This window comes from Paenibacillus sp. sgz302164, assembly GCF_056120505.1.
Window position 1 is genome coordinate 219,844 of record NZ_JBVYOL010000002.1, and the last position, 12,836, is coordinate 232,679.

The following is a 12,836-nucleotide window of genomic DNA, read 5'->3' on the forward strand; positions in this document are numbered from 1 at the left end:
CGTACTTCTTCTAAAAGAGCGGAATAAGCTTTATAATTGATTCCATGTACGGCTTGCCGCAAAGGAGGAGCGAAGTTGGAGACAGAACAGGCAAAGGATATAAAAGATTACAGCGCGCGTTTAAACCGTTTGGTGGATGATTTTGAGACGCACATTCATAAAAGTTTGAATGATGAGTATATAAAGTCAACCAAATGGTCCGATAAGCTGGCGGACAACATTGCTGAATTCGGCGGAAGCTGGAAATTTATCAACGTATTTTTTGCAGTATTGGTGTTATGGATTATCGTCAATTCCCTTTCCTTCACTAAAGCGATTCATTTCGACGAATTTCCGTTTATTTTATTAAATTTGGTCCTGTCTTTTCTCGCAGGATTTCAGGCGCCGATCATTATGATGAGCCAAAACAGGCAAGCCGCAAGGGACAAGCGGGAAGCCGTCATTGATTTTGCCATCAACTACAAGGCGGAGATGGAAATTGACGACATGCAAGGGCATTTGCATAGGCTTGAGGCGGATTTTGCCGAGTTTAGAGCTGAAGTCAGAAATGAGCTGGCGGAAATCAAAGAGCTGCTGAAAAACAGGCCGGCAAGCGAAGAAAGCGGCTGCTGAATTGAGCAATTCGACCGTTCTTGTGGAACGGTCTTTTTTTCATGTCTTTTTCCTGACGGAATAGTGGTGGAAAATGGCCCGGTTCAGCCGGTCCAAATCCGGCTCGATCAGCGGGCGGCTGAGCCGTCTCACCCATGCCTGGGACAGCATCCAGGTCAGGACGCCCGCTGCGAGCAGCACAAGCGCAACGTGCAGCGGTCCGCTGACGTAGGCATAGATGCCGGTGGCGATCGCTGTTTTGATCGCGAGCCCCTGCAAAAGAAACACGTACCCCGTGTGCGGGCCCCAGGAAGTGAGGATGCTCCGCATCCGCGGCACAAAACTTAGAAAGCAGACGGAAGCTGCGATCTGGAGCGCGTAAATGCCCAGGCGATAAGCGCCGGCGGCCCAGCCTGCCGCATTTAATTGGCTGTACGTAAAGCTGCTGTAGAGCCATTTGGGATCAAGCGGAACGGCATACAGGGCGATGGCGATCGCTCCAGCCGCAACAATGCCCGGCCCTCGGAGGGCGCGGATTTTCGCCGGCCACTCCCCGTCAAAGCGGAAGTAATAGCCGGCCAGAAAGAACGGGAAGAAAACCAAAGTTCTCGAAAAGCTGAGAATAGCGCCCGAAAAAGGCAAATAACCCGCCAATATCCCGATCGCAAAGGCCGCCGCCAGCGGGTGTTTGAACGAAACGAAAACCCGCAGCAGCAGACGCCAGCAAAGATGGCTGAACAAAAACCACAGCAGCGAGTACGGAATAAAAAACGAGTACCGGATGCCGGGAGCGTGAAACACGAGCACATCCATCAACGAGTAAATGCTTTGGAATACAAGATACTGGTGAAAAATCGTCCTCAGGCTTTTTAAGCCGCTGCCGTCGAACCGAAAGCCTTTTGCAAAATAGCCCATCGCAAACACGAACATCGGTATATGAAAAGTGTAAATCGACAAATACAGCGTATTTACTGCTCTATTTTGATCAATAAGCGGTTCGAGGCAGTTGGCGATTACAACGAGCAGGATCAGCAAAAATTTGGCGTTCAGCATAAAAGTGTCCGACGCTTCTTTGCCTGCGTTATCCATATTAGTTCCCTCCGTCAGCATAGATGTCTTCCAAAACTAGACTAAATCCGCAGCCGAAATGCAGCTATGATAAAAGTCACGAGATAGTCAAATCCGGTGTGACTTGCTTCACAGAGCATCAGACAGCGGAAACGGTATGATGGAGGTGTAACTTGACGCGACGCATTGAAGGAGGTTTTACCATGGTTATCGATATGAGTGCTCCGATGCCGCAGCTTCAACAGTTCATCGCCGAGCACGAAGCGTTGAAAAAAGAAGTGGATGCCGTTCAGGATAAAGCGGATCTGATGGTCAGCCAGCTCGGCACCGAGCGCTGCAGGATGCTGCTGGAAGAAATCCGGGCGGAGATGGCGGTTATTTTGCGCCAGCTTAAGGAGCACGAAGTTTGGGAGGGCTGCGTATCCCGGGAAACAGGTCCGGCATTGGCGACGACCAAATGGGTTTTGGAAGAAGACCATAAACTGGCGGAACGGTTTGTCAAATCATTTATTCACGCAGCGGACAACTGCTGCACATCCGATATTAAACAGCTGACCGAGGCGGCTTCCCTTCTGAGCGTGGCTTGCTCGGTTTTGGCGGATCATCTGGTTTCGGAAGAGGAGCTGTTCCAGGGCTACCTCGAAGAACGGCATTGAACACCGCCTGCCGGAACTGCTGGACCAGTTCGTTAGTGCTGGGAACCTGCGGACCATAACGCAGACTAATCTGTCGTCCTGTACGAACTACTAGCTGGAACTGGACGCATCCAGTTGGCGATGAGCGAAAAGCCTGCAAAAGTGCAGCCTTTTGCTCGTTGATTCGCTTGCAGCGAAATATTCCTGCAAAAGTACAGTTTTTTTTCGCCGATGGGTGGGCTCAAGCCCCTCAAAATTAAAAATTCCTGCACAATTGCAGGAATTTCCCCAAAACAAGCCGCTTGCAGCGAAAAAGCCTGCACTTTTGCAGGCTTTTTCGCTGCAAACGGCGTTGCGGTCAGCATTGTGGTATGCTCTGCACTCGGCCCAGCCGCTCAACGAAAAGCCGCGCCGTCTTCCGCGGCAGCACGCCAGATATGGCTTCGCGCCCATATCTTTTCGCCCTGCGCGCAGCACCCCGCGCGCGGTATTGCGCTGCATGACGGCGATTGCGCCGTCTTCCGCGGCAGCACGCCAGATATGGCTTCGCGCCCATATCTTTTCGCCCTGCGCGCAGCACCCCGCGCGCGGTGTTGCGCTGCATGACGGCGATTGAGCCGTCTTCCGCGGCAGCACGCCAGATATGGCTTCGCGCCCATATCTTTTCGCACTGCGCGCAGCTCCCCGCGCGCGGTGTTCCGCTGCATGACGGCGGCCGGTCGACCGCGCCGGAAGACGCCCCTACGCCGGGCAAGCCGGCGAGAGCGGCTGCGCTACATCCGGCAAATTTCCGCCGGGCAGTTCTCGCAGTGGCATATATCCTGCAGGTAGGCCAAATCTTTGATGACGATGAGGCCGTTCTGAAACTCGACGGCTTCTTCTTTTCGCATATCGCTGAGCATCCGGTTAACGCTTTCCCGGGTCGCTCCGATCATATCAGCCAGCTCCGTATTGTTGATTCTGTAGTCGATCCGCGTATGTTCCCCTTGCGGCACGCCGTAGGAATTGCTGAGCCGGATGAGCAGCGAGCAAAGGGCGCCGGGCTTGCCGTACATCAGCAAATCGCGAAACTTCGTTTCGGTCATCCGGTGCATGAGCCCCATCCATTTCATGAACTCGACGGCCAAATCCCCGTGCTGCCACAGCACAACTTCCAGATCTTTGCGCTGGATCATGCCGATCTCGCTGTTTTCCGTAACCTCTGCGCTGAAGCTGTGCATCGAATCGCGGAACGGGTCCATCTGGCCGAACAGATCGCCGGCTTGATGCAAATACAGAATGAAGCTTTTGCCCGTGTCCGACAGCTTCGTAATGCGCACGCCGCCTTTTTTCACAAAATAAAGCTTATCCGCGGTTTCACCCTCCCAGAACAAATAGTCCCCTTTATTGGCGTGTCTCGTATACATGATGCTTTGCAGCCTCTCGAAGTTTTCCTCCGAAAAAAATTGCGCTATCCCTTTACCGGCCCGGCTTTCGGTTCCGACCCCTGCTCCCGTTCCCCCACATGTCATCGTTCCCGCTTTTTTGCATCCGCCCGTCACTTGCTTTTCCGTGCAATTCGTCATCATTTCGCCGCCTCCTCGATTATGTTTCGCTTACATTTATCATAGCGCAGCAGACCGTTTTTGATTATCGGGGGTTACGCTGATCTTTTCGGAAAAATCCCCCTAAAAGTTTGTGAGAAACATCACAGCATCACGCTTTGAAACTGCTCTGAGGCGGAGGAACGGCCGCAAGCGCCGGGAAAATCCCTGAGAACGATTTCGGGGTTTTCCCTGACATACAAGTTCTCTGCAAACGGCTACAATTAAGAGTAAAACATTGTGCCCGGTTGAGCATGAAAAAATGGGAGGTGGTCCGTCATGACAGCAGAGGCAAGCATCCTGCATGTGTTAGAGCGCTTGCGCAGCCTGACTTCAAGCGATTTTATCGCGTGGGCTCCCGTAACGGGACAGCTGAAGTCCATCCGTTGGAAATATGCACTGGGCAGCCGGAACGACCGCATACAGCATATGCGGATCAAAAAAGGATACGGCCTGGCCGGAACGGCCGTCAAGCTGGAAAGAATGATCAGCCTTGACGATACGCATTCGGATGCGGACCGGTTAAGGCAGCATTGCCCGGTCATGTTGGCCGAGCATTTGCATACCGCTGCGGCGATTCCGGTCAAGCACAGCGCTGTGCTGACGGGCTTGCTCTATATCGGGAAGCGCACGCCGCCAGGGTACCGGGAGGAAGAACTGAATGAGGTCAGCAGCATGCTGCACAGCATGATGGGCGAAACGAATCAGTGAATTCCCTGATGGGAGCTCCATTTTCTGCTACAATAGTAGAGAAGACTCGGGAGGAGGACGGACATGCCGAAAATTTTGGTCGTTGACGATCACGCTGTTGTGAGATCGGGTCTTATGATGCTGCTGGACGGCAAGCATCAAATGGAAGTGATCGGCGAAGCGGCGGACGGGGATGAAGGCATCCGGGCCGCGCAGCGCCTGCAGCCGGACGTTATCCTGATGGATTTGAACATGCCGCACGGCAAAGACGGGCTGACCGCGACAGCCGAGCTGAAAAAATTGATGCCGCAAGTCGCCGTGCTGATTTTGACCATGCATGACGATGACGAATATTTATTCCGGGCCATTCATGCCGGCGCATCGGGCTATATTCTCAAAAGCGCCCCGCACGAAGAGCTGCTGAACGCGATACGTTCGGTTTCGGAAGGCAACGCTTATTTGTACCCGACCGCTACGAAAAGGCTGATGAGCGAGTATATCGACAAACTCAAGCACGGCGAGAACGGCGGCACGTACGAGTCCCTTTCGGAACGCGAGAGAGAGGTGCTGGCTTTGATTGCCAAAGGCTATTCCAACAAGGAAATTGCCGAGCAGCTTATCATCAGCGTGAAGACGGTGGAAACCCACAAGAGCAATGTCATGGAAAAGCTGGGCCTGAAAACGAGGCCGGAGCTGGTGAAATTCGCTTTGAAGAAAGGGCTGTTGAACTTTGAATAACGAGCGAAATGAGCAGCGGCAGACGGCTATAGGGGAAAATGTGCCGGATATTTTGGCCCGGTTGGACGAACAAATCGCCGATCCTTCTTTTCAGGAGGAGGTCAGACAGTCGCTAGAGCAGTTGGCCGATGTGAAATTCGCCCTTGACGAGTCCTCCATCGTTGCCATAACCGACCATAAAGGAAGCATTCAGTATGTGAACGAGAAGTTTTGCGAGATTTCCAAATTTTCGCGTTCCGAGCTGCTGGGGCGGGATCACCGGATCATCAATTCCGGGTATCACGGCAAGGAATTTATGGCCGATCTGTGGAAAACGATTTCCTCGGGCCAAATATGGCGCGGAGACATAAAAAACAAGGCCAAGGATGGATCGTATTATTGGGTGAATACGACGATTGTGCCGTTTCTCGATCGGGAGGGCAAGCCCTACCGGTATTTGGCGATTCGCAGCGAAATGACCCGGCAAAAGAAAGCGGAGGAAGAGCTCCAGCTGATGATGACGCAGGTGATGCAGATTCAGGAGGAGGAGCGACGGAGATTTTCCCGCGAACTGCACGACGGCGTGGGTCAAAGCCTCTTCTCTCTGCTGATCCAAATGGACCGGCTGATCGGTGAAGACGCGAACCCCGAGCTGGGCAAAATCCGCCAAACCGTCTCCAATATTATCGAGGAGGTCCGCGATTTGGCCTGGGAGCTGCGCCCGTCCGTTTTGGACGATCTTGGCGTGCTTCCCGCGCTCAGAACCTACATCGACAATTACACGGAGCATTATGGCATCCGCGTCCAATTAACGAGCAACTTGCGCAAGCGGCTGGGCGCGCTGGAGGAAACCGCGATTTACCGCGTGATCCAGGAAGCGCTCACGAATATCGCCAAATATGCGGACGTGTCCGAAGCGCAGGTCGAGGTCCGCGACCACGACGCTTATGTGGAAGCGCGCATTGTGGACGAGGGCAAAGGCTTTATCCGCAACCGCGGCTCCAAAGGAGTCGGCTTGTTCAGCATGGAAGAAAGGGCCAAAAGCATCGGCGGACAGCTGACAATCAGCTCGGCCGCAGGGAACGGGACGGCGATTACGCTGATTGTGCCCAAAAGGTAAGCAAGGGTACATGTCCCGGAGTGAGAAGCGGCGCTTATGAAGCTGTCTCAGGAGACACTTTGTTAGGACTAGGGGAACCAGAGGGGACCCTAACCTAGGGGGACAGCCGCTTTTTCCGGGTGCGAGCCTGTCCTGGCGCAGGTCGTGGAACTGCGAAGCTGGGCAGGAAGCAGCTTGATAGGGAGAAAACCTGCGAAAGTGCAGGTTTTTCCTGATAAATTCGTTTATTTTGGCGAAAAGCCTGCAAAAGTGCAGAAATTTTCGCTGAAAGTGAATCTGAGTCCATGTGTTTGGCGATAAGCCTGCACTTTTGCAGCAATTTTTCGTAGCCAGCGATCAAGGACGCAAAATCATGTATTTTTGCAGTTTTTTTTCGCGCAGTCAGGCAGATTGTGGCGCTCACCTCTGACGCGGGGGTTTTTGGGCAGCTTGAGAAATAGGAATAGTTCTGGAAGCCGATTTTTCTGTCAGCTCATAGTTTCGGTAACGACCGTCCTTAAGTACGGGATTCCCGTGGCAGCGGCGGGAGTCCGTATCCTTTTTTCTTGTCTATGATTGTGATAATTTTCACATACTATGGCGCGCTTTTTTTCTATACTGAGGTCGAGAAAGCTTCGTTGGAGGTGCGTGCGGTATGGGGTTTGCGAAGCCTGAGACCATTTGGGAATATGCTGCAGCCGCCGGCGAAAAGAAGGCGCATATGAGCCTGGGACGCCAGCTCTCGCTCGGTTTTTTGGGAGGAGCCTACATTTCGCTCGGCTTTTTGCTTTACATCAGGGTAAGTGCCGCGTTTCCGCCTTTGTGGAGCGGGGTCGGCGGATTAATGGGGGCCGCGCTGTTTCCTCTCGGGCTGATTCTTACCTTGCTTGGCGGCGGCGAGCTGCTGACGGGCAACATGATGGCGGTACCCGCCGCTTACCTGGCCAAGCGGATAAGCTTGAGGAGCGCGGCCTGGAATGTGGCCGTCATTACGGTGGCGAACTTTGCCGGAGCGCTGTTCGTCGCCTACGCGTTCGGGCATTTGGCGGGATTGACCGAACAGGGGGTTTTTGTCCAAAAGCTGGCCCAATTGGCGCATGTCAAAACGGAAGAGCCGTTTGTGGCCGCACTGCTGTCGGGGATCGGCTGCAATTGGCTCGTCGCCCTTGCGGTTTGGCTGTCCTACGGCGCCGAGGACGGCGCGGGTAAAATAGGCGGCATCTGGTTTCCGACGATGGCGTTTGTGGCGATCGGGTTTCAGCATGTGGTGGCGAACATGTTTGTGATCCCAGCCGCGATCTTCGCCGGGCAGTCGAACTGGAGCGCTTATGCGAGCAATTTTGCGCCCGTTTTTTTGGGCAACCTGATCGGCGGAGCTTTGTTTGTAGCGGGAATATACGGACTGGCTTACCGAAAGGAAACAACAGGCGGCAGCGCCGCCGCCGATTTTACGACAATTAGCGAACCGGGGAGGAAGGAAGCATGAAGGACGAACTGCTGCATCCGGCCGATCAAATTTTGATGATGATGGAACGAATTTACGGGTACGGGATGACGACGACCTCGGGAGGAAACATTTCCATTCTCGACGATAACGGCGATATGTGGATTACGCCTGCCGGCATTGACAAGGGTGAGCTGAGCCGCCGCGACATTGTATGCGTAAAGCCCGACGGAACCGTAGTCGGACACCATAAGCCTTCGAGCGAGTACCCGTTCCACAAGCTTATTTACCGCAAAAGAAACGATCTCAGGGCGGTCGTTCACGCTCACCCGCCTGCGCTCGTCGCATTCAGCATCGTGCGAAAAATTCCGAATCTTTACGTGCTGCCGAGCGATCATCTGATTTGCGGCAAAGTAGGGATGGCGGCCTACGGCCTGCCCGGCAGCGAACGGCTGGGGGAAAACATTGCGGCTGTTTTCGAGCAGGGGATAAACACCGTAATGCTTGAAAATCACGGCGTTGTCGTCGGCGGACGGACGCTGTTCGAGGCGTTCATGGCTTTTGAGACGCTTGATTACTGCGCCAGACTGGAAATTAACGCGCGGCGGATCGGAACGCTGCAAACTTTGGCTCCGGAGCAGCTCGGGACGAAACCTGCCGCGTCCATCCCGGACTTCGTTCCCGGCCGCTGCACGACAAAAGAAAAAGAAATCCGCCGCGACATGTGCAAGTTCATCCAGCGCGCCTACGATCAGAAACTGTTCACCAGCACCCAGGGAACATTCTCCCAGCGGATCGACGAGCGTTCGTTCGTCATTACGCCGTACAACCGGGACCGCAAATACCTGGAAGCCGAAGACCTCGTCAAAATCGAAGACGGGCGCAAGGAGGCCGGCAAAGTCCCGAGCCGTTCCGTGCTGCTGCACCAGTATATATATGAAATGCAGCCGCATATCGAATCGATCATTATGGCCCATCCGCCCCATATTATGGCGTTTGCCGTCACGGATGCGAAACTGGATTCGAGAACGATTCCCGAGAGCTATATTTTGCTCAGGGGGCTGCCCAAACTGCCGTTCGGCGCGACGTTCCTATCTCCCCGGGAGACTGCCGCAATGTTCACGAAGGAGGTTCCGGTCGTCATAGCGGAGAACGATTGCGTCATCGCCACCGGGCACAGCCTGCTGCACGCCTTCGACCGGCTCGAAGTGGCGGAGTACAGCGCCAAAGCCGTCATCGCCACCGAATGTCTGGGATCTATCATCCCGATCGATTCCGGAAAAATCAGGGAGATTGAGGAAGCCTTCCGGCTGTAGGCGCTGCCCGGCAGCGGCGATTTCCTTCTTTTTTGGCCTGCCGCCGCATAAAGTGGTAGTAATGACAAGCAGGCTAAGGGGGGAATCGGATGCTGCGAAGACGGCGGTGGAGAAGCAGGCCGACGGGCAAAGTAAGCCGCAAAAAGGTGCTGCTCATCGGGCTTCTCATCTTTGTCTTGTTTGCCGTTCAATCGTTCGCGTTCGTGGAGCGCAATTTGCGTCCTCCGCTGATGAATTTGGCCAAGGTGCGCATCAAGCAAATCGCGACGGAATCGATCAACAGCGCAATCGCGGAAAACGTTGCAAGGAAGGTGAACGCCGAGCAGCTGATGGATTGGAAAACGGATAAAAACGGGAAAATTACCGGGTTTATGCTGAATTACGCCGAACATATGCGGATTACTTCAGAGACGGTCAACACCGTGCAGAGCGAGCTGAAAAATCTTCGCTCCGTTTCGGAGCACATCCCGCTCGGGATGGCGATGAACAGCGCCGTCCTGGCGTCTTTCGGTCCGGACGTTCCGATCCGCCTGCTGCCTGTCGGCAGCGTGAAGGTGGATTTGAACACGCGCTCGCAAAACGCAGGCATCAACATGGTGCTGTTCGAGGTGTATGTGCGGATCATTGCCGAGGTGTCCGTCATTATTCCGTTCGACTCGGATTCGGAAATCGTCGAAACGGAAATTCCGATTTCCTACTCGCTGGTCGTCGGCGATGTGCCGACCTACTATTTTGACAACAAAGGCAACCCGGTTGGCAGCAGCAAAGATGCCGTTCCTCCGAATTTGTCGCTCCCCGTCCAGCCGCAGTCGGGCGCAGCCGTCCCGAAGGCCGATGTACCGGCGTCCGCCGACAAAAAAGAGGAGCAGTCCGAGCCCTCGTCCCACTAAGGACGATCAGCCCGGACTGCCGTTTTACTTGCTTTGCAAGCGGGCGCTCTCTTCCCGCTCCCATTTGCGCAAGTACGGATACGGGTCGAAGCTCCACTCGTTCAAGCCGTTATCGCGGTAAAGGCCGAAATGCAGGTGAGGCGGAAACTTGCCCGATGTGCCGGGTTTGCCGTAGCCGGAGCTGCCGACCCATCCGATCGGCTGCCCGGGCTTGACGATATCGCCCTCTTTGAGCCCTTTTTGGAAAGCGGACAGATGCGCGTAATAATGGTAAATGTTATCCACATCGCGGATTCCGATCCGCCAGCCGCCGTAAGGATTCCAGCCTTTTTCCTCGATAATGCCATAGCATGTGCTGCGTACCTGGACGCCGTGTCTGGCAAACAGGTCGGTGCCTTCATGAATCCGGTCGCCGCCCCAGCCCCGGCTTGCTCCCCAAGTGCTGCGATACGAATAATCGGCCTGCAAAGGAAGCGGGAACGCGTGCTCGTTCAAATCAAGCGTGCCAAAAGTGCTGTAAATCCGGGCAAACTGCTTGATTCGCTGCACGCTCAAAGTATTTTGATAATAATTCCACAAATTGATCTGCATATCGTCTTCGCGGGTCCCGTCCTTGCTGATGATGGCCGTCATCGAAGCGAGCACATCCATATCGTTATTGCGGTCGGCCGCGCCGTCGCCGGAGCCGTCCCGGCCATAGCCGTGAAACAGCGCGATCGAATGCGGATTCGTATCCTGCTGATCAGGGTTCAGCAAACCGCTCCATTCGGCTTCGGCAAAATAAATGTTTAACAGCCCTTGGCGCGCAGGCCTTTTGCGGGCGATATTCAAACTCCGCTCATATTGGTCGACGGCGGCCAAGTAAGTCCATGGGATGCCCGTGACAAGACTTGTTTTTTCGAATAATTCTTTGCGGTCCGCCGCGATTTTTTTCATGTCTTTTGAAGAAACGGGGGCCGCCGACTGTGCGGTTTGAACGCTTTGCGCCTGCAATTTATCCGCCTGCATGCCCGGTTCGGTTACGATGAGGAGGCAGCTGAGAACGAGAGCCCGCGGCCAAACATGTCTGCTTTTCATCTCTACCATCCTTCCTGGAATGTCAGTTCCTAGCATGCGCCAATCATGGAATTTTTATCACGAACGGTGAACAGTTTCGTACCGAGTTTCCAAAGGTGCCGTTTTTTGCTATGATGCGGGTAAGAGGTGAGAGAGGGTATGTTCAATCACAGGGAAGAGCATGTGGACGACGGCATGCTGCTGATTCAAGCCAATCTGGACGATATGAATCCCGAGTGGGTTTCTTATATTATGGACAAGCTGTTCGATACCGGGGCCAATGACGTGTATGTCATTCCGATTATTATGAAAAAAGGCAGGCCCGGCGTCATGCTGAACGTGCTTGTCGATGCGGGCGTGCTGGAGGCTGTCGAGGAGGTTATTTTCAGTGAAACGACGACGCTGGGCATTCGCTACATGCACGCTTCCTGCCATCGTCTGGCCAGAGAATTCCGACATGTACAGACCGCATGGGGGCCGTTGACCGTCAAGGTCGGCTACCATCAAGGCAAGCTGGTGCAGTATGCGCCGGAGTTCAAGGAATGCGAGCAGATCGCCAAGCGGCATAACGTGCCCTTGAAACGCGTGTACGACGAAGCGAGAAAACAGTTTATGGCCGAACATATAAACGCCTCCTCCTGACGTGCGGGAAGAGGCGTTTGCTATTAGGGTCACGCGCAGCGGAGCAGGCGGCCCATCGTTAATGTCTTTCGCTGCAAGTTCCGGTATGCCTGTGCTTGTGCAGCTCACCGGGAGCCGGAACGTGCGGATGGCTGTGGTCGTGCCCGTGAGTATGATGGTCATGGTGGTCATGGTGGTCATGATGGTCATGCCCATGATCGTGCTCATGATGCCCATGTCCGTGATCGTGACTGTGACCGTGCTCATGGTGCTCATGGTGAGAATGTCCATGCTCATGATGATGGTGATGATGATCCTCATGCGTATGCGCATGGCCGTGCTCATGAGCGAGATGCTCGTGCGTGATCTGCCACTTGCCGATAAAAGGATCGGCTTTGCCGACGACGACCCGCAGCACGTTCGGCTGTTTCGGCAAATCGCGGGTGCCCGCCCCGTACCCGATGGAATCTACGATCATCGGCGGGAAGCTCTTGGAGAACTCGTCCACGATGCCCGAAATGATGCCCGCGCCTGTAGGCGTCGTCAGCTCCAGGCTGTACGTCGTCGAGGCGATGGGCAGGCCGCGCATCATCTCCAGCGTAGCCGGGGCCGGCACGGGGTAGATGCCGTGGTCGATATGAATCGTGCCCGAGCCGAGCGGCACCGGGGACGCATAAATGCGCTCGATCTGCAGCGAGTCGATGGCCAGCGCGACGCCGACGATGTCGACGATGGAGTCAATGGCTCCGACTTCGTGAAAATGTACTTTTTCGACCGGAATTCCGTGTATTTTCGCTTCGGCAATGCCGATTTTTTCGAAGATCGCCAAGGCGAGAGCGGTCACCCGCTCATTGAAGCCGGCATGCCGAATGACGTGCGCGATTTCCGAATAATGGCGGTGATGCTTCGGCGGATGCTGCGGGTCGAGGATGACGTCGAGCTTCATCGCCGAAATGCCGCGCTTGACGACGCGCTTCCATTCCAGCGTGTAAGGCTCGAGCTTGATCTTGGTCAGCTCTTCCTCGATGTAAGCGCGATCCGCTCCCGCATCGACCAAAGCGCCCAGCGTCATATCGCCGCTGATGCCGGAGAAGCAGTCCAAATACAATATTCGCATAATAGGCTC

Annotated in this window: 14 protein-coding genes; 9 read left to right on the top strand and 5 right to left on the bottom strand. The window is 54.6% G+C overall.

What is annotated here, in order from left to right:
• The first annotated feature begins 75 nt into the window (after positions 1–75).
• Positions 76–612 (top strand): DUF1003 domain-containing protein, encoded by a 537-nt coding sequence (locus AC0LWT_RS04450; protein WP_474680008.1) that lies wholly within the window; start codon positions 76–78, stop codon positions 610–612.
• A 39-nt stretch (positions 613–651) separates the two neighbouring features.
• Here AC0LWT_RS04450 and AC0LWT_RS04455 read toward each other — a convergent pair whose 3' ends face one another.
• Positions 652–1,680: an acyltransferase family protein gene (locus tag AC0LWT_RS04455; protein ID WP_474680009.1), complete on the bottom strand. Its 1,029-nt coding sequence runs from the start codon at positions 1,678–1,680 to the stop codon at positions 652–654.
• 182 nt (positions 1,681–1,862) lie between these two features.
• Between AC0LWT_RS04455 and AC0LWT_RS04460 the strand changes: the two genes are divergently transcribed.
• Complete coding sequence (locus AC0LWT_RS04460; protein ID WP_474680010.1) at positions 1,863–2,315, top strand: hypothetical protein; 453 nt, start codon at positions 1,863–1,865, stop codon at positions 2,313–2,315.
• 65 nt (positions 2,316–2,380) lie between these two features.
• On the opposite strand, the gene AC0LWT_RS04465 is transcribed toward AC0LWT_RS04460, so the two are convergent.
• Positions 2,381–2,659 carry a hypothetical protein gene (locus AC0LWT_RS04465; protein ID WP_474680011.1) on the bottom strand — a complete coding sequence of 93 codons (279 nt, stop codon included), beginning with the start codon at positions 2,657–2,659 and terminating at the stop codon, positions 2,381–2,383.
• A gap of 408 nt (positions 2,660–3,067) precedes the next feature.
• Positions 3,068–3,805 carry a Crp/Fnr family transcriptional regulator gene (locus tag AC0LWT_RS04470; protein WP_474680255.1) on the bottom strand — a complete coding sequence of 246 codons (738 nt, stop codon included), beginning with the start codon at positions 3,803–3,805 and terminating at the stop codon, positions 3,068–3,070.
• A 351-nt stretch (positions 3,806–4,156) separates the two neighbouring features.
• Here AC0LWT_RS04470 and AC0LWT_RS04475 point away from each other — a divergent pair, with 351 nt between their 5' ends.
• The 6 genes from AC0LWT_RS04475 to yunB all read left to right on the top strand — a co-directional run bounded on the left by AC0LWT_RS04475 (position 4,157) and on the right by yunB (position 10,033).
• A complete protein-coding gene (locus tag AC0LWT_RS04475) occupies positions 4,157–4,588 on the top strand; it encodes a GAF domain-containing protein (RefSeq protein ID WP_474680012.1) in 432 nt (143 codons plus the stop codon).
• A 63-nt stretch (positions 4,589–4,651) separates the two neighbouring features.
• Positions 4,652–5,305, top strand: coding sequence for a response regulator transcription factor (locus AC0LWT_RS04480; protein WP_474680013.1), 654 nt, complete (start codon positions 4,652–4,654; stop codon positions 5,303–5,305).
• Entirely contained in the window at positions 5,298–6,404 is a 1,107-nt protein-coding gene (locus AC0LWT_RS04485; protein ID WP_474680014.1) for a PAS domain-containing sensor histidine kinase, read from the top strand. Before AC0LWT_RS04480 ends, AC0LWT_RS04485 begins: the two co-directional genes overlap by 8 nt.
• Before the next feature lie 634 nt (positions 6,405–7,038).
• Positions 7,039–7,869 (top strand): formate/nitrite transporter family protein, encoded by an 831-nt coding sequence (locus tag AC0LWT_RS04490; protein WP_474680015.1) that lies wholly within the window; start codon positions 7,039–7,041, stop codon positions 7,867–7,869.
• Positions 7,866–9,143, top strand: coding sequence for a class II aldolase/adducin family protein (locus AC0LWT_RS04495; protein ID WP_474680016.1), 1,278 nt, complete (start codon positions 7,866–7,868; stop codon positions 9,141–9,143). The genes AC0LWT_RS04490 and AC0LWT_RS04495 overlap by 4 nt, the downstream gene beginning before the upstream one ends.
• Before the next feature lie 89 nt (positions 9,144–9,232).
• Positions 9,233–10,033 (top strand): sporulation protein YunB, encoded by an 801-nt coding sequence (gene yunB / locus AC0LWT_RS04500; protein WP_474680017.1) that lies wholly within the window; start codon positions 9,233–9,235, stop codon positions 10,031–10,033.
• Positions 10,034–10,057: 24 nt separating this feature from the next.
• Here yunB and AC0LWT_RS04505 read toward each other — a convergent pair whose 3' ends face one another.
• On the bottom strand, positions 10,058–11,110 hold the full coding sequence (locus tag AC0LWT_RS04505) for a M23 family metallopeptidase (RefSeq protein WP_474680018.1): 1,053 nt from the start codon (positions 11,108–11,110) through the stop codon (positions 10,058–10,060).
• A gap of 138 nt (positions 11,111–11,248) precedes the next feature.
• Here AC0LWT_RS04505 and larC2 point away from each other — a divergent pair, with 138 nt between their 5' ends.
• Entirely contained in the window at positions 11,249–11,731 is a 483-nt protein-coding gene (larC2, locus tag AC0LWT_RS04510; RefSeq protein ID WP_474680019.1) for a nickel pincer cofactor biosynthesis protein LarC2, read from the top strand.
• Positions 11,732–11,789: 58 nt separating this feature from the next.
• On the opposite strand, the gene larC is transcribed toward larC2, so the two are convergent.
• Positions 11,790–12,827 carry a nickel pincer cofactor biosynthesis protein LarC gene (gene larC, locus AC0LWT_RS04515; protein ID WP_474680020.1) on the bottom strand — a complete coding sequence of 346 codons (1,038 nt, stop codon included), beginning with the start codon at positions 12,825–12,827 and terminating at the stop codon, positions 11,790–11,792.
• Positions 12,828–12,836: the final 9 nt, after the last annotated feature.

Bases quoted from the DNA above. Each gene is read 5' to 3' on its own strand.
- larC2 (WP_474680019.1), top strand. From the start codon at position 11,249: ATGTTCAATCACAGGGAAGAGCATGTGGACGACGGCATGCTGCTGATT.
- AC0LWT_RS04460 (WP_474680010.1), top strand. From the start codon at position 1,863: ATGGTTATCGATATGAGTGCTCCGATGCCGCAGCTTCAACAGTTCATC.
- AC0LWT_RS04475 (WP_474680012.1), top strand. From the start codon at position 4,157: ATGACAGCAGAGGCAAGCATCCTGCATGTGTTAGAGCGCTTGCGCAGC.
- AC0LWT_RS04505 (WP_474680018.1), bottom strand. From the start codon at position 11,110: ATGAAAAGCAGACATGTTTGGCCGCGGGCTCTCGTTCTCAGCTGCCTC.
- AC0LWT_RS04490 (WP_474680015.1), top strand. From the start codon at position 7,039: ATGGGGTTTGCGAAGCCTGAGACCATTTGGGAATATGCTGCAGCCGCC.
- AC0LWT_RS04495 (WP_474680016.1), top strand. From the start codon at position 7,866: ATGAAGGACGAACTGCTGCATCCGGCCGATCAAATTTTGATGATGATG.
- AC0LWT_RS04480 (WP_474680013.1), top strand. From the start codon at position 4,652: ATGCCGAAAATTTTGGTCGTTGACGATCACGCTGTTGTGAGATCGGGT.
- yunB (WP_474680017.1), top strand. From the start codon at position 9,233: ATGCTGCGAAGACGGCGGTGGAGAAGCAGGCCGACGGGCAAAGTAAGC.
- AC0LWT_RS04465 (WP_474680011.1), bottom strand. From the start codon at position 2,659: ATGCTGACCGCAACGCCGTTTGCAGCGAAAAAGCCTGCAAAAGTGCAG.
- larC (WP_474680020.1), bottom strand. From the start codon at position 12,827: ATGCGAATATTGTATTTGGACTGCTTCTCCGGCATCAGCGGCGATATG.
- AC0LWT_RS04470 (WP_474680255.1), bottom strand. From the start codon at position 3,805: ATGACATGTGGGGGAACGGGAGCAGGGGTCGGAACCGAAAGCCGGGCC.
- AC0LWT_RS04455 (WP_474680009.1), bottom strand. From the start codon at position 1,680: ATGGATAACGCAGGCAAAGAAGCGTCGGACACTTTTATGCTGAACGCC.